The organism is Acetobacter vaccinii (assembly GCF_008365315.1).
GTDB lineage: Bacteria > Pseudomonadota > Alphaproteobacteria > Acetobacterales > Acetobacteraceae > Acetobacter > Acetobacter vaccinii.
The window spans coordinates 1647021-1663325 of record NZ_CP043506.1; the positions used below are offsets into that span (position 1 = coordinate 1647021).

At 61.2% G+C, this 16305-nt stretch carries 16 protein-coding genes; 14 read left to right on the top strand and 2 right to left on the bottom strand.

Going from position 1 to position 16305, the window contains the following annotated elements:
* The first annotated feature begins 14 nt into the window (after positions 1–14).
* Positions 15–542, top strand: coding sequence for a hypothetical protein (locus FLP30_RS07415; RefSeq protein WP_246856460.1), 528 nt, complete (start codon positions 15–17; stop codon positions 540–542).
* A 33-nt stretch (positions 543–575) separates the two neighbouring features.
* On the opposite strand, the gene FLP30_RS07420 is transcribed toward FLP30_RS07415, so the two are convergent.
* Both FLP30_RS07420 and aspS read right to left on the bottom strand, forming a co-directional pair.
* The gene (locus FLP30_RS07420) at positions 576–1424 is read right to left on the bottom strand and encodes an EipB family protein (RefSeq protein ID WP_149279250.1); all 849 of its coding nucleotides are present in this window, start codon (positions 1422–1424) and stop codon (positions 576–578) included.
* Between the two features lie 182 nt (positions 1425–1606).
* Positions 1607–3415: an aspartate--tRNA ligase gene (aspS, locus tag FLP30_RS07425; protein ID WP_149279251.1), complete on the bottom strand. Its 1809-nt coding sequence runs from the start codon at positions 3413–3415 to the stop codon at positions 1607–1609.
* Between the two features lie 221 nt (positions 3416–3636).
* Between aspS and FLP30_RS07430 the strand changes: the two genes are divergently transcribed.
* The 13 genes from FLP30_RS07430 (at position 3637) to FLP30_RS07490 (ending at position 16278) form a co-directional block, all read left to right on the top strand.
* Positions 3637–4227 (top strand): 50S ribosomal protein L25/general stress protein Ctc, encoded by a 591-nt coding sequence (locus FLP30_RS07430; protein ID WP_149279252.1) that lies wholly within the window; start codon positions 3637–3639, stop codon positions 4225–4227.
* Between the two features lie 99 nt (positions 4228–4326).
* Positions 4327–4908 (top strand): aminoacyl-tRNA hydrolase, encoded by a 582-nt coding sequence (gene pth, locus FLP30_RS07435; protein ID WP_149279253.1) that lies wholly within the window; start codon positions 4327–4329, stop codon positions 4906–4908.
* On the top strand, positions 4908–6002 hold the full coding sequence (ychF, locus tag FLP30_RS07440; protein WP_149279254.1) for a redox-regulated ATPase YchF: 1095 nt from the start codon (positions 4908–4910) through the stop codon (positions 6000–6002). Before pth ends, ychF begins: the two co-directional genes overlap by 1 nt.
* A gap of 79 nt (positions 6003–6081) precedes the next feature.
* The gene (locus tag FLP30_RS07445) at positions 6082–7395 is read left to right on the top strand and encodes a glutamate-5-semialdehyde dehydrogenase (protein WP_210419261.1); all 1314 of its coding nucleotides are present in this window, start codon (positions 6082–6084) and stop codon (positions 7393–7395) included.
* Positions 7396–7397: 2 nt separating this feature from the next.
* On the top strand, positions 7398–8078 hold the full coding sequence (locus FLP30_RS07450) for a nicotinate-nucleotide adenylyltransferase (protein ID WP_246856461.1): 681 nt from the start codon (positions 7398–7400) through the stop codon (positions 8076–8078).
* Between the two features lie 89 nt (positions 8079–8167).
* Positions 8168–8620: a ribosome silencing factor gene (gene rsfS / locus FLP30_RS07455; protein WP_149279256.1), complete on the top strand. Its 453-nt coding sequence runs from the start codon at positions 8168–8170 to the stop codon at positions 8618–8620.
* 33 nt (positions 8621–8653) lie between these two features.
* Positions 8654–9109, top strand: a complete 456-nt coding sequence (locus FLP30_RS07460; RefSeq protein ID WP_149279257.1) for a 23S rRNA (pseudouridine(1915)-N(3))-methyltransferase RlmH — start codon at positions 8654–8656, stop codon at positions 9107–9109.
* A gap of 321 nt (positions 9110–9430) precedes the next feature.
* Positions 9431–10924: an FAD-linked oxidase C-terminal domain-containing protein gene (locus tag FLP30_RS07465; RefSeq protein WP_149279258.1), complete on the top strand. Its 1494-nt coding sequence runs from the start codon at positions 9431–9433 to the stop codon at positions 10922–10924.
* Between the two features lie 21 nt (positions 10925–10945).
* On the top strand, positions 10946–12157 hold the full coding sequence (locus FLP30_RS07470) for an FAD-binding protein (protein WP_149279259.1): 1212 nt from the start codon (positions 10946–10948) through the stop codon (positions 12155–12157).
* 12 nt (positions 12158–12169) lie between these two features.
* Entirely contained in the window at positions 12170–13498 is a 1329-nt protein-coding gene (gene glcF / locus FLP30_RS07475) for a glycolate oxidase subunit GlcF (protein WP_149279260.1), read from the top strand.
* Positions 13499–13541: 43 nt separating this feature from the next.
* Positions 13542–14285, top strand: a complete 744-nt coding sequence (locus FLP30_RS07480; RefSeq protein ID WP_149279261.1) for a (Fe-S)-binding protein — start codon at positions 13542–13544, stop codon at positions 14283–14285.
* Positions 14282–15685, top strand: coding sequence for a lactate utilization protein B (locus FLP30_RS07485; RefSeq protein ID WP_149279262.1), 1404 nt, complete (start codon positions 14282–14284; stop codon positions 15683–15685). The genes FLP30_RS07480 and FLP30_RS07485 overlap by 4 nt, the downstream gene beginning before the upstream one ends.
* Positions 15682–16278, top strand: coding sequence for a LutC/YkgG family protein (locus tag FLP30_RS07490; protein WP_149279263.1), 597 nt, complete (start codon positions 15682–15684; stop codon positions 16276–16278). Before FLP30_RS07485 ends, FLP30_RS07490 begins: the two co-directional genes overlap by 4 nt.
* Positions 16279–16305: the final 27 nt, after the last annotated feature.

Consider the following 16305-nt stretch of genomic DNA (forward strand, 5'->3'; position numbering starts at 1 on the left):
GAAGGTGGAACAGCATGTCTTTTCTCCGTAAGGGATTTCTGGTTCTGGCAGGGGCGCTACCCCTTCTGGCCGCAGGGGTCACACAGGCCCAGACCACAGCCACAAACCGCCCACCGGCTTTGACGCCCGAGCAGGTGGCCATTATGCGGCACGACATGGATACCGCCCTGCATTACAAGCTGGCGCCAGATGTGCTGCCCCGGCTGACGGCAACATTGCAGGCTATTCAGACCGCAGGCATTCAGCCCCCCGCCCGTTATGGCATGTCCCTGGACCAGCAGATCCAGTTTGTGGAGCAGGTCAAGGGGCTGAGCGCCATCCTCAAGGACCACGGCTTTACGCCGCGTGACTTTGTCATGAGCCTGACCTGTGTAGGCCTGACAGGCAGCCTGATGAACATTCCCGCAGGGCAGGAAGCCGGAGGTGATCTGACCAAGCCGGAACCACAGAATGTGGCACTCCTGCGCGCTAACCCCCAGGCGTTGCAGGCTCTTGCCAGTGTGATCCGGGCTGAAAAACCCGCAACGGCCAGTGCCCAGTAGCCACAGGCAGCCTGCTCAGCTTCTGACGTAGCCTCAGGGTGTTGCGTGTTTGGGGGCTGGGCAGGTTGGGTTGGGTGGCAGTGTCAGGGCGTGGAGTGTGCCCTGCATGCGAAAGTCACCAAAATTCATGTCCAGCGCGTCTGACACTCCGTTGGTAAAGACGCGCATCCCCAGTTCGTAAACCGGGGTCATGGCATGGCCTGCCTGCTCAAAAAACGCGATATGCACCTGACTGGAAGCAACATCTGGCGCAGGTGGGGGCAGGGTCGGCAACGGGGCCGGGGCATTGCGGTGTAGGATTGTGGCATATGTGTCCTCCGCCCCATCGGCCACGGTGCCGTCAAACAGCGGACTGGCCAGATCCGCCTTTCCGGCCTGCATGGCGTCGATCAGGTTTGCCATATGGGCCATGGGAAAGACCGTGCCCACGGGCAGGGTCCGTGTGGTGGACAGGGGCTTGTCGTAATGAGCTGTGCCGGAGCCATCCGGGTTCAGGCTGGCCTGCCCATGGAGCGCCTGTAAGAGCTGGCCATCGCGGGTTTCATGCGTGCTGAAGGTCAGATGGCGGCTGTCCGGGCTTTCCAGCGTTGTGTATTCCGACCGCATGTGTGTTGGCCCGTCCTTGCGGGTCACGCTCTGAATATCCAGCGTCTGGCGGGTCACCCATCCCGCGCAGGTTTTCTGCACGGAATAGGCCATGCTGCCCGTGGCGGAGAGGGTTTCTCCCCCCGCACTTTCCACAAGGTTCAGGTCGTAGAGAGCATTTTGGGAGGCCAGATCCGCTGCCAGAAGTGGTGTGGCGGCCAGCGGAGAGGAGAGGCAGAAAGCAGGGAGAAGTGACAGCAGGGCAACAGCCCGTGCTGGAAAAAACCAACGTATCATGCAGCCTAACAAAAAGTATTCTGCTGGATCATGCAACGGTGGGATGGCTGGAATGGTGTCTCACAAAAGGGTCACCACGGTGCCAGGCAAGCGTGCAGCACGCTGTTATCCCCCGCAGGGGGCAGGGCTTTTTGTCCCTCTGCCTGCCGCAGTGTCGGGGCAGGCAGAGGGGTGGTTTCAGCTTAGTCTTTTTTGGGTGCCGGGGCTGCGGCAGGCTTTGGCTTGGGCAGGTTCAGCGCCAGGGACAGCTCCTTCATCCGCTCAGGCAGCACGGGGGCGGGAGCACCCATCATCAGGTCTTCACCCTGCTGGTTGAGGGGGAAAAGAATGACCTCACGGATGTTGGGTTCATCAGCCAGCAGCATCACAATACGGTCCACGCCGGGGGCAGAGCCACCATGCGGCGGCGCACCGTAGCGGAAGGCATTGAGCATGCCACCAAAGCGGGCTTCAACCTCGCTTTCGGGGTAGCCTGCAATCTCAAACGCACGCACCATCACGTCGGGCAGGTGGTTACGCACCGCGCCGGAGGACAGTTCGATCCCGTTGCACACGATGTCGTACTGATAGGCCAGGATCTCCAGCGGGTCCTTGCTGTTCAGCGCGTCCAGCCCGCCCTGGGGCATGGAGAAGGGGTTGTGCGAGAAGTCGATCAGCCCGGTATCCTCGTTGCGTTCATACATCGGGAAATCGGTGATCCAGCAGAAGCGGAAGGCATTGTCTTCCACCAGCCCCAGTTCCTCGGCAATGCGGGTGCGGACAAGGCCGGAGAACTTGGCGACATCCAGCCCCTTGCCTGCGGCAAAGAAGACGGCATCACCGGCTTTCAGCCCCAGGCGGGTGCGGATGGTCTCTGCCCGGTCGGCTTCAAGGTTCTTGGCGATCGGCCCTTGGCCACCGGCCTCGGAGAAGGTGATGTAGCCAAGGCCACCGGCCCCGTTTTCACGCGCCCAGTTATTCAGCTTGTCAAAAAAGGAGCGCGGGCGGTCCCCAGCACCAGGGGCGGGAATGGCGCGGATTTCGCCCCCATCGGCGGCAATACGGGCAAACAGGCCAAAGCCGGAGTCTGCAAAGGCGTCGGTAACATCGGTAATCCGCAGCGGGTTACGCAGGTCAGGCTTGTCGGAGCCATATTCCTTCATGGCACGGGCGTAGGGAATCCGCTCGAAGGGGGCTGCGCTGACCGTGCGGCCATTGCCAAATTCGGTGAACAGGCCGGACATGACCTCTTCCAGCACCGCAAAAATTTCGTCCTGCGTGGCAAACGCCATTTCAAAGTCAAGCTGGTAGAATTCCCCCGGTGAGCGGTCAGCGCGGGAGGCTTCGTCACGAAAACACGGGGCAATCTGGAAATACCGGTCGAATCCGGCAACCATGGCCAACTGCTTGAACTGCTGGGGGGCCTGCGGCAGGGCGTAGAACTTGCCCGGATGCATGCGTGAGGGCACCAGGAAGTCACGCGCACCTTCGGGGGAGGATGCGGTCAGGATCGGGGTCTGTAGTTCCACAAAGCCCAGGTCGGTCATGCGGCGGCGCATGCTGGCCACGACCGAGGCGCGCAGCAGGATGTTGCGGTGCACCTTGTCACGGCGTAGGTCGATGTAGCGGTACCGCAGGCGCAGTTCGTCGGAATAATGTTCCTGCCCGGCCACCTGCAACGGCAGCACGGCGGCTGCGGACTGTACCTCAAAGGTTTTGGCACGCAGTTCAATGTCGCCTGTGGCCAGGTCGGGGTTGCGGGTGCCTTCCTCGCGCAGCACAACCTCGCCGGTGACGGTAATTACGCTTTCAGCCCGGACATGCTCTGCCGTTTCCATCACGGTGGAGCCAGCGGGGATAACAATCTGGGTAATGCCGGTTTCGTCCCGCAGGTCGATGAATAGCAGCCCGCCATGGTCCCGCTTGCTGTGGACCCAGCCCGACAGGCGGGCGGTAGAGCCTGCATCGCCCGCGCGAAGGGCCGAACAGCTATGGGTACGGTAAGGGTGCATGGCGGTGTCCTGAAAGCTGAGGTCCGGCCGTGCGGTAGAGCCGTCCCCTGATTGAAGTCCTATAGTGCCGGAGGAAGCAGGGCGGCGGCTATTATGTCAAGGCTAGAGCGGCGGTTTTGAGGGGTCAAAAACTTGCTTTGGTCTGTTTTTTCCTGTATGGCGCTGCCACCGCGCGGGCACCCCTGGAGGCCTGCGTGTTCAGATTTTCAGGAGAGTTTAACGTGTCCAAGATTACATCCATCGAAGCATCGGCGCGCGCGAAGGCTGGTAAGGGGGCAGCGCGGGCGACGAGGCGTGCTGGCCTGGTGCCCGGCGTTGTTTACGGCGGCAAGCAGGAAGCAACACTGATCGCGGTTGACCCGCGCATTATCGTCAAGGGTCTGCAGACCTCTGGCTGGCGCTCACGCGTTTACGAAGTCAACGTTGACGGCAAGGTCGAACGTGCCCTGATCCGTGACGTGCAGCTGCACCCGGTCAAGGACTCCCCCGTGCATGTTGACTTCATGCGCCTGTCCGCTGGCTCACGCGTGCATGTTGAAGTGTCCGTGCATTTCGTGGGTGAAGACAAGTGCCCCGGCATCAAGCGTGGTGGCATGCTCAACGTTGTGCGTCACACGGTTGACGTTGAAGTTCCGGCCGAGCAGATCCCGGAATTCTTCACCGTTGATCTGACCAAGCTGGACATCAACGACAACGTGCGTTGGGAAGATGTGGCCGGCACGGAAGGCGCTACGCCGATCAGCCACGAAGCCAACTTCGTGATCGCCAGCATTGCTGCGCCGAACGTTGACACGACAGAAGCTGCATCCTGATTTCTATCAGGGTAGCGTATAGTCTGGTTATGGGGCGCGGGGCATGTGCAGGGCACATGCCCCCGCTTTCTTTGGAACAGGTTTTGGTGGAGCCGGGTCATGCTGCTCTGGGTTGGACTGGGTAATCCTGAGTCCTCCATGCGTCGGCACAGGCATAATGTCGGCTTCATGGCGGTGCAGGCTATTGCCGCCAAATACGGGTTTACACCCTGGCGCAACCGCTTTCGGGGCGAAGTTGCCGAAGGGCGCGTGGGCGGGCAGAAGGTTCTGGCCCTGTTGCCCATGACCTATATGAATCGCTCGGGCGAGAGTGTGCAGGAGGCTGCGGCCTTCTACAAAATTGCCCCCGAGCATATTACACTCTTCCATGACGAGTTGGACCTGGCCCCAGGCCGCCTGCGTGTAAAGCGTGGGGGTGGTGCTGCCGGGCACAATGGTCTGCGCTCGACTGACAGAATGCTGGGCACGCCCGATTACTGGCGGGTGCGTATTGGCATCGGGCATCCGGGCCACAAGGACCGCGTGCATGGCTGGGTGTTGGGAAATTTTACGGATACGGACCGCCAGGAATGGCTGGACCCGCTGCTGGACCGTATGGCGGGGGCGGCGCCATTTCTGGCTGAGGGCCGGGCGGACCAGTTTATGACACGGGTTGCACTGCCGGAGGGGAGCAAGGGCTGATGGGATTTAACTGCGGTATCGTGGGGCTGCCCAATGTGGGCAAGTCCACGCTGTTCAACGCGCTGACGGCCACGGCCACGGCGCAGGCTGCCAACTATCCGTTCTGCACCATCGAGCCCAATGTGGGCCGCGTGGCAGTGCCGGACCCGCGTCTGGACAAGCTGGTGCAGATTGGCAAATCCCAGCGTGAAGTGCCCACCAGCCTGGAGTTTGTGGACATTGCGGGCCTTGTGCGCGGTGCGTCCAAGGGGGAAGGGCTGGGCAACCAGTTCCTGGCCAATATCCGCGAGGTTGATGCGGTCATCCACGTCCTGCGCTGCTTTGAGGACGACGACATTACGCATGTCGAAGGCGGCGTGGACCCGGTGCGTGACGCCGAGATTATCGAAACCGAGCTGATGCTGGCCGATCTCGACTCGCTCGAAAAGCGCCTGCCCAACCTGCAAAAGCGTGCCAAGAACCGCGATGCCGAAGCCGTGGCCCAGATCGCGGTGATGGAACCGCTGATGGAAGCCCTGCGTGAAGGCCGGCCCGTGCGAGCCGCCATTCCAGTTGGGGAGGAAGAAACCGTCCGCCGCCTGCAACTGCTGACCAGCAAGCCTGTTCTGTACGTGTGCAATGTGGATGAGGACTCGGCAGCGACCGGCAATGCATTCTCGGAGCAGGTCAAACTGCGGGCCGAGGCCGAAGGGGCTGCGGTTGTCATTGTCTCCGCTGCGATCGAGGCTGAAGTCAGCCAGCTTGCGGATGATGAGCGGCGCGAGTTTCTGGAAGGTCTGGGTCTTAAGGACAGTGGTCTGGACCGGGTGATTGCCGCAGGCTACCGCCTGCTGGGCCTGAGCACCTACTTTACGGTTGGCCCCAAGGAAGCCCGTGCCTGGACAATTACCAAAGGCACCAAGGCCCCGCAGGCCGCAGCCGTCATTCACAATGACTTTGAACGTGGCTTCATTGCCTGCGAAACCGTCGCATATGACGATTATGTTCAGTATGCTGGGGAGGCAGGTGCCAAGGAAGCCGGGCGCCTGCGTGTTGAAGGTCGGGATTATGTTGTGCAGGATGGTGATATTCTGCTGTTCCGCTTCAACGTATAAGGTTCAGTGTCATACGGACCGGGTGTGTGGAAAGGCCACGCACCCCATCCGCTGAGAGTATGGAGATAGGAACACCGCCATGACCACGGAGGGAGACAGTTCGCAGCTTCAGGTTCTGGAGGGTGCCGCATCAGAGATGCACGGTGCCCAGGCTGCGTTGCCGATGGTTGCTCTTGCCCGCCGGGCCAGACTTGCGTCCCGGACATTGGCGCAGAGTTCATCTTCCGACCGGGATCGGGCATTGTGGGCAGCCGCGGCGGCCCTGCGGACGTCCAGCGCGGCCATTCTTGAGGCCAACGCACAGGATCTTGCCGTATCCCAGGCGAAAGATTCCTTCCGTGACAGGCTGACCCTGACCCCGGAACGGGTTGAGGCCATGGCCCGTGGTCTGGAGGACATTGCCGATCTGCCCGACCCCGTGGGGCAGGTGCGGGATGAATGGACCCGTCCCAACGGGCTGCGTATCCGCCGCGTGTCCACACCCGTCGGGGTTATTGGCGTGATTTATGAGAGCAGGCCCAATGTCGGCGCGGATGCCGCTGGCCTGTGCATCAAGTCCGGTAACGCCGTACTGCTGCGTGGCGGGTCGGAAAGCCTGCATAGCGCGCGTGCCATCCATGCCGCCATGCAGGAAGGCCTGCGCGCGGCTGGCCTGCCTGAAGATGCGGTGCTGATTGCACCCGATGCCGACAGGCGGCATGTGGCCGACATGTTGGGCGCTGCCGGGCTGGTTGACCTGATTATCCCCCGTGGCGGGCGTGGTCTTGTCGAACGTGTGCAGAGCGAGGCGCGGGTGCCGGTTCTGGCCCATGCCGAAGGCCTGTGTCACACCTATGTCCATGCTGCGGCCGACCCGGCCATGGCACGGCGGATTGTGCTCAATGCCAAAATGCGCCGCGTAGGCATTTGCGGCGCAACCGAGACGCTGCTGCTGGATGCCGCCATAGCCCCCAGCCTGCTGCCGCAGATTGTTGCAGACCTTTCCGAAAAGGGTTGTGCGTTCAAGGCCGACGCGCAGGCACGGGCCATTGTGCCTGAGCTGCCTGCTGGTAATGAGGAAGATTTCGGCACCGAATGGCTGGATGCGATCCTGAACGTGGCAGTGGTCAACGGGGTGGACGATGCACTGGACCATATCGCCCGTTATGGCTCGTCTCATACCGAGGCGATTGTGACATCGGATGAGGCCACGGCGATCCGTTTTATGAACGGTGTCAGCAGTGCTGTGGTCATGTGGAATGCCTCCACCCAGTTCTGCGATGGGGGTGAGTTCGGATTCGGGGCGGAAATCGGCATTGCTACAGGCCGCTTCCATGCCCGTGGTCCTGTCGGGGTCGAGCAGCTGACAACCTTCCGGTACGAGGTCATCGGTAACGGACAGGTGCGTTCCTGACATTGCCGCAGCCGCGTGCCGAGTATGACGGCGTTCCCACCTGGGGGGACGCCCGTCGGTGCAGAATCGGCTTGCTGGGGGGGTCTTTCAACCCCGCGCATGCCGGGCACCTGGCCATAGCCCGACGCGCACTGGTGCAACTGCGGCTCGACCAGGTGTGGCTGATGGTGTCGCCGGGTAATCCGCTCAAACCCCGGCGCGGCATGGCCCCGTTGGCGCAGCGCCTGCAAACGGCGCGGCAACTGGTGGACGGTCGGCGCGTTATCGCAACGGATATAGAAGCCCGAATCGGGACACGATATACCGTGGATACGCTGCGTTGCCTGAAAGCGCGTTTTAAGAATGCTCATTTTGTCTGGCTGACCGGGGCTGACGGTCTGGTGACGCTGCCACGCTGGAAAGGCTGGCGGGGGCTGGTGCATACCGTGGCCATGGCAGTTTTCCCCCGACCAGGGCAGAATTTTGCGGCATTGAACGGGGCCGCGGGCCATTATATGGCGCGTTGGCGTCTTCCTGCGTGTCAGGCCGGGTGCCTTGCCATGCGTCGCCCCCCTGTGTGGGCTTTCCTTCCAGGGGCACAAAACAGTATATCTGCAACAGCCATCCGGCGGCAGGGCGGTTTTTCCGTCAGCGTGGATCACGCACCCCCCACCGCCTCGCGAAATTCAGGAGAATCGTCATAGTCAGGAAGCCACCCGCCGAGACGCCGGCACGCCCCCGTTCGTCCACGGCCACCACCCGGGGCACGCGGGCCACAGCCTCCCGCGCTGCAGTGCCCGGTGCTGCGGCAGCACCCGGCTCGGTCCGCAAAAAAGCCGTTGCAGCAGGGCCAAAAACCCGTGCCAAACGCGAAACCGTTGCGCCCGATATTCTCGAGCAGTCCCTCGCCATCATCACCGCCAGTCTGGAAGACGACAAGGCGGAGGATATCGTGGTGATCAACCTTGCCGGGCGTGCCTCCTTCGCCGACCGCATGGTTGTGGCCACCGGCCTTGCCGACCGCCAGATTGCCGCCATGGCCCAGCATATTGAACGCAAGCTGCGTGACATCGGCATCAAGCGCGTGCTGGTCGAAGGGGCAAACGGTTCCGACTGGGTGCTGCTGGATACGGGCGATATTGTTGTCCACCTGTTCAAGGCCGAAGCCCGTGCGCTGTATGGGCTGGAAAAAATGTGGGGCGCTGAGCTGGATGACAGCAACGAGGGTGATGTCACTCATCTGTAAGCTCTGCTGCCAGACACAGGGCAGGGGCCACGCATGAGGCTGGTTGCCGTTGGCCGCATGAAGGACAGGGCCGAACTGGCCCTTGTCGAGCGTTACTTGAAACGCTTGCGGCCTGCCCTTGATATTGTGGAACTGGCTGATGGCCGGGGCTCCCCTGACGAGATAAAACGTCGGGAGGCCCAGGCCATTCTGGCAGCCTGCCCCCCGCGCTCCCACGTGGTCGCGTTGGATGAAAGTGGGCAGAACTGGAGTAGCGGGGCTTTTGCCCAAGCCATGCAGGACTGGCAGGCACAGGGGCGGGTCCCCTGTTTTGTCATTGGTGGGGCGGAAGGGCTGGAGGCGTCAGTACTGGCGCGGGCCGATGCCCGGCTGTCCCTCGGCCAGTTAACATGGCCGCACATGCTGGTCCGCATTATGCTGGTCGAGCAGATCTACCGGGCGCAGGCCATTGCTGGCGGGCATCCGTATCATCGCTCTGGCCGCCCTTAATACGATTACATTGTAAGTTCTGCTGTGGTGCGGTGCCAGCGGTGTGTCTGGTGCCAACCCCTTGGCGCGTTCACTGCTTTTCAAAAACCTGTGCGCGGGGCAATGGGGGCTGGTGTGGGGGGCTGTGGGGCAATACCCTGCAAGCGTTGCGCTGCATGCGGGACAGGGCTTTCCATAATCTGGCGGATACCCTGTTTTTTTATGATGGCGTTTTTGTTATAACACCGCGTATGGCGTGCGTGGGTATGGACCGTAAGGGGCCATGGGTCTTACACGCCTGTGGGCGCATGAATGCGCCAGCAGCATGGAAGAGAACGCACGATGCAGATGCCACACCCCAGCCAGGACATTATCAGCCAGCGCGAGACGCTGGCCGCAGGGCTGCGGCAGATTGTCGGGTCGGAGTGGGTTATCTCCGACGAGGTCGAGCGCAAGCCTTATCAGTGTGACGGCATTACCGCCTATATGGCCATGCCGCTGCTGGTCGTGCTGCCTGCCAGCACGGAGGAAGTGCGTGCTGTGCTGCGCTTTTGCCATGAGCGCGGCGTCAAGGTTGTGCCCCGTGGGTCTGGCACGTCGCTTTCCGGCGGGGCTTTGCCGCTGGAAGATGGCATCCTGCTGGTCACATCGCGCCTGTGCAGCGTTGTCGAGGTGGATGCCCCCAACCGTGTGGCGCGTGTGCAGCCCGGCGTACCCAATATTGCTATTAGCGAGGCCGTCAGCCACCTGGGCCTGTGCTACATGCCTGACCCTTCCAGCCAGTTGATTTCCACCATTGGTGGCAATGTCGCGGAAAATGCCGGGGGCGTGCACTGTCTGAAATACGGTGTGACGGCGGACCATATTCTGGGTCTGCAACTGGTGCTGATGACAGGGGAGTTGCTGCAACTGGGCGGCGCTTTTCTTGGGGCATCGGAAGGGGAGCTGGACCTGATGGGCGTGCTCACCGGGTCGGAAGGGTTGCTGGGTGTTGTGACGGAAATAGCCGTGCGCCTGGAGCCAGTGCCCGAGGTGGCGCGTGTTATTTCCATGAGCTTCCCCTCGGTGGAAAAAGCCTGCGAATGTGTGGGGGCCATTATTGGTGTGGGCGTTATTCCTGCGGGCCTTGAGTTTATGGACCGCAAGGTGCTCGACGCTGTTTCAGTGCTGATTCGGGAACGGTTTGATGACCGGACGGAAGCCCTGCTGCTGTGTGAACTGGATGGCACGGCGGTAGAGGTTGATGCGCTGGTGCATGTTGTCAGCGATGTTGCACGGGCACAGGGCGCGATTGAACTCAAGGTCAGCACCACGGAGGAAGAACGCCAGCGGATATGGAGCAGCCGCAAGCTGGCCTTTTCCGCCATTGGCAAGCTCTGCCCGGACTATTACTGCACGGACGGTACAATCCCGCGTAACAAGCTGCCTGAAGTGCTGAACACCATGGCAGAGCTGTCAGAAAAATACGGGCTGGACTACGCCAACTGCTTCCATGCGGGGGACGGTAACCTGCACCCCATTATTATGTATGACGCAGCCAAGCCGGGTGATCTGGAAAAAGCCGAGGCGTTTGGCGCGGATGTTCTGATCGCCTGTGTCAATGTCGGCGGCGTGCTGAGTGGCGAGCACGGTATTGGCGTGGAAAAACGCGACCTGATGACCCATCAGTTCACGGATGTGGACCTGCACCAGCAGCAGATGCTCAAATGTGCGTTTGACCCGCAGGAACTCCTCAACCCCGGCAAGGTCTTTCCCACAGCCTGCCGGTGTGCCGAATTTGGGCGTATGCATGTGCGTGGCGGAGCCCTCCGCTTTGCCGATATTCCGCGTTTCTGATCCGCGCAGGACCAAAAAATAATGACACAGATACAGCAGACCCAGGCGCGCGAGCATCCGTCCAGCACGCAGGATGTGGCAGATATTATCATGGATGCCGCCAGTGCCGGACACAGCCTTGCCATTACAGGCAATGGTACGCGGTGCGGCTTTGGCAATCCTGTCACTGCCAGCCGTGCCATGGCTCTTGGCGGGCTGGATAGCGTTGATTTTTATGACCCCGAAGACCTGGTCATCCGGGTGGGTGCAGGGCTGACGCTTGATGCGCTGGAGGCTATGCTCGCGGCCAAAGGGCAGTATCTGCCTTTTGAGCCCCCACGCTATACCGGGCTGTATGGCACGGATGGGGCACGCTCCACCGTGGGTGGGGCTGTGGCGACCGCCCTGTCCGGGCCACGGCGTATTCTCAACGGTGCCGTGCGCGACTTCGTGCTTGGGGTCGAAGGGGTGAATGGTCAGGGCGATATTTTCAAAGCCGGAGGCCGGACCATGAAGAACGTGACCGGCTATGACCTGAGCAAGCTGCTGACAGGCTCATGCGGTACGCTGGCGGTGCTGACAGCCGTGACCCTGAAAGTGCTGCCTGCCCCCAGGGCGGAAGTTACGCTCATTGTGCCAGCCCAGACGTTGGAGGAGGATGCCGCCCTTTTCCGCACTATTCGCGCTTTGCCGCTGGGTGTGGGCGGGCTTGCCCGCCGCGTCAGCCCGTCAGGCCAGTGCGAGGTGCTGATCCGTATTGAAGGCACGGAACCAGGGGTTGCGGGCAACCGCGCCGTGGTGGAAGGGCTTTTGCAGGGGCGCGAGGGTGCCCGTGTTGTGGAACGGACGGAAAGTGCGGCCCTGTGGCAGGATGTGCGCGAACTGACCTGCCTTGCCCCCCGCGCTGATGAACTGGTCTGGCGCGTTAATCTGCCCGGCACAGCCATGCCTGCCTTTGTGGCGGAGGCCCGCAGGGCAGGCTGTATCAGCCGCTTTTTTGTGGACTGGGCCGGTGGCATCGTATTTTCCACCATGCGGGGTGTGCAGCCGGAAGTGGACGTGCTGCGCTATCGCAAAATGGCTGAAAAAATCGGTGCTAAAGCCATGCTGCTGCGCGGGCCGGATGCCATTCGCGCACAGTTTGGTGCATTCCCCCCCATTACGGCAGGTCTTGCCGCCCTTGCCGGGCGTACACGGGCCGCGTTTGACCCCGGCGGGTTGCTTAACCCCGGCCGTATGACCGTTCAGGCGTAGGAGTTCAGGCCCATGCTCAGCAACATTCCCCAGGCCGCGCGCGATACGGACCCCGATCTCAGCCTGGCGACCGACATTATTGGTAACTGCGTGCATTGCGGCGTCTGCCTGTCGCGCTGCCCGACCTATGCTGTCCGGCGTGAGGAAAATGACAGCCCCCGTGGGCGTATTTTCCTGATCAAGGATATGTATGAAAAAGGGGGTGCGCCCGACGACCGAACCGTCAAACATCTGGACCGTTGCCTGACCTGCCTTGCGTGTGAGGCCATCTGCCCGTCTGGGGTCGAATACTCCAAGCTGATCGCTCACGGGCGGGAGTATGTGGAGGAACATTACAAAAGGCCCCTGTTCCAGCGCGTGACCCGCAGCATGTTGGTGCAGTTGCTGCCCAGGACAGGGCTTTTCCGCCTTGCCCTGTCGGCCGGGCGGCTGGCACGGCCTGCACGTGGGCTGTTTTCGGGCACCATGCGGGCCATGCTGGATATGGTGCCAACCCGCCCGCTGCCCGCCCCCAGCAAGGTTGACCGGCCGCAGACATTCCCTGCCCAGGGGACCACGGCAGGCACCCGCCCCAAACGGGTCGCACTGTTGAATGGCTGCGTGCAGACGGTGCTGGATACGGCCATTAACGAGGCCACCATCCGGCTGCTGCAACGCCATGGGGTAGAGGTTGTCGTGCCCCGTGGGGCAGGGTGCTGTGGCGCGCCCGCCGAACACATGGGCGATCAGGACAAGGCCATGCCGCTGGTCAAGGCCAATATTACCGCATGGCTGCGTGAGGCCGATGGGCCGGACGGGCTGGATGCGGTGATCATCAACACTTCGGGCTGTGGCACCTCGGTCAAGGCGTATGGGCACACCCTGCGGCTTGACCCGCAATGGGCGGATAAGGCGGCCCGCGTGTCCGCCATGGCGCGTGATATTACCGAATTTATGGTGGAAATTGGGCTTAAGCCCCCTGTCAGCCCTGCGGGCCTGCGGGTTGTCTACCATTCCGCCTGCTCCATGCAGCATGGCCAGCGAATTGTGAACCAGCCCAAAGACTTGCTCAAACAGGCAGGGTTTACCGTGCTGGACGTGCCCGAAGGGTATCTGTGCTGCGGGTCGGCAGGGACATACAACCTGTTGCAGCCCGAAATTGCCGGACAGTTGAAGGACCGCAAGGTACGCAACATCCGCTCGGTCAATGCACAGGTGGCGGCCAGTGGCAATATTGGCTGCATGACACAGCTTGCAGGTGCTGTTGGGATTCCTTTTGTCCATACGGTGGAACTGTTGGACTGGGCCACGGGTGGTCCCGAACCTGCTGCGCTGAAATCACTGGGTCTGAAGGCGGAGTAGTGCTGTCCGTTGACCGGACGGGCCTGCCGCACTGGGGGTATTGATGAAAATCGGGTTGTTTGTTCCCTGTTATATTGACGCATTTTTTCCAAAAACAGGTGTTGCGACACTGGAGTTGCTGGAAAAATTTGGTCAGGACGTGGACTATCCCATGGACCAGACCTGCTGCGGGCAGCCCATGGCCAATTCCGGCTGCAACCGGGACGCGGCTGCGGCCGAGGCACTGTTTGTCCGCAACTTCGCGCAGTATGATGCCATTGTCATGCCGTCGGGCAGTTGTGCCCACCATGTGCGCGACAATTTTGATGCCATCCCCCAGACGGATGAAGTCCGGCATGTGCGCCGCAACACCTACGAGCTGGTAGAGTTCCTGCACGATGTGCTGAACGTGCGTGACTTCCCCTGGGCGGAGTTCCCGCACAAGGTGGGGCTGCACAATAGCTGCGGTACGCTGCGTGCCCTGCGGACGGCCAGCATGTCCGAACTGGGGGAAACTCCGTTCTCCAAGCCGATGGACCTGCTCTCACGCGTTAAGGGTATTTCCTTTGCAACGCCCAAGCGGCCGGATGAATGCTGCGGCTTTGGCGGTACCTTCTGCGTGACGGAGGAGGCCGTGTCCGCCCGTATGGGGCTGGACAAGGTGCGTGACCACCACACAGCCGGGGCGGAATACATCGTTTCAGCCGACAGTTCGTGCATGATGCACCAGCAGGGCTGCGCGGAACGGGCCGGTGTGCCGATCCGCTTTATCCATATTGCGGAAATTCTGAACGGAACACGCGAATGAAGGTGAAACCCGTCAATCACGCCAGGGCTGCGGAAGAGTTCATCAAAGATGCGCCGCACCTGAATTTCCATGACGAACGGTTGTGGGACCTGCGTCAAAAGCGCGACCAGCAGATGCATATCCTGCCTGAATGGCAGGAACTGCGCAGCCTTGCCTCGCAGATCAAGGAACACACGCTGGCCAACCTGCCCGAATATCTGGAGCAGTTTGAGGCCAATGCCCGCAAGAACGGCATCCATGTCCATTGGGCGGCGGATGCGGCGGAGCATAACCGCATTGTTGGCGAAATTCTGGAAAAACATGGCGCGCGCTCGCTGATCAAGAGCAAGTCCATGGTGACAGAAGAGTGCAGCATGCGCGACTATCTGGAACCGCGCGGTGTTGTGGTGACAGAAACTGACCTGGGCGAACGTATCCAGCAGCTTGATGGGCAGATGCCCAGCCACATTGTGGTGCCCGCCGTGCACAAGCTGACGCCCGATGTGGCCAAGATTTTTGCCAAATACTACAACACCGACCCTAATGATGATGACCCCAACTCCCTTGCGTGGTCACAGCGTCTGGCAGCCCGCCCGGTTATTCTGACTGCCGATGCGGGTATGACCGGCGGCAACTTTATTGTGGCTGAAACCGGCAGCTTTGTTGTCTGCACCAACGAGGGCAATGCAGACCTGAGTGCTACGGTGCCGGGGCTGCATATTGCTACCCTTGGGATCGAGCGGCTGGTGCCGCGTATGGCTGACCTTGGGGTGTTTGTCCGCCTGCTATCGCGCAGTGCGCTGGGGTCGCCCATTACGCAGTACACCACCCATTTTCATGGCCCGCAGAAGGGGAGTGAAATGCATGTGGTGCTGGTGGACAATGGTCGCTCGCACCGTCTGGGGATGGAGGAGTTCTGGACCTCCCTCAAGTGCATCCGTTGTGGCGCGTGCATGAATACCTGCCCGGTGTATCGTCGTTCTGGCGGTCTGTCTTATGGTGCGGTCTATTCCGGCCCGATCGGGGCTATTATCGACCCGACGTTCAACGAGCGTAAATACAGTACACTACCGTTTGCCTCGACCATGAACGGGAGTTGCACCAACGTCTGCCCGGTCAAAATCAACATTCACGAGCAGCTTTACAAATGGCGGCGCGTGCTGGCGGAGCATCATGAACTGCCCTTCGTCAAGCGCGAGATCATGCATATGGCGGGCAAGCTGCTGGGCCAGCCCAAGCTGTACCGCGCGGCTGTGAACGGGACGGAAACCGCGTTGCAGACGCTGCCGCGCTTCCTGCTGTATAACTGGATGAACCCGTGGAGCAAAAACCGGGAACTGCCGCATCCGGTCAAGCAGACCTTCCATAGCTGGTATAAAGAAAACCGCCTGAAGGCACAGAAAAAGGGGAAAACCGCGTGAGTTCACGAGACGCGATCCTGGCCCGCCTGCGCGATAACCGGCCAGACCCCACCCAGCACCCCCTGCCACCTGTTGCCGTACTGGGCGACATGGATGCCAGCCGCACCCGGTTTGAGGCCAGTCTGGCCCTGCTGGGAGGGCAGGTGCTGGAGCGTAAGGAAGGTGACACGCTGGCCACGGCCATTGCCCGTCGCTTTCCCGATGAAAAGGTAATCTGCTCTGCCGTGCCTGAATTTGAAGGCACAATCCGGATCGAAGACCTGACATCCCCCCAGCAGGCGGCTATGGTGGATGTGCTGGTTGTCCGCACACCGTTTGGCATTGCCGAAATGGGGTCTATTTACCTGAGCGAGAATGAACTCAACCATCTCAACTCAGCCGCGCATCTGACTCAGCATATCGTGGTGCTGCTGTCGGAGGCCAATCTGACCGCCAACATGCACACGGCCTATTCCCAGCGGCCCGAATTCAAAAATGCCCATTATGGGGTGTTGATGAGCGGGCCTTCTGCGACAGCCGATATTCAGGGCGTGCTGATCCGCGGTGCTCAGGGTGTGCGTACGCTGAGCGTCTGGTGGGAAGACGAAGCCTGAAAAACACAAAGCCCCCGTGCCCAGAAG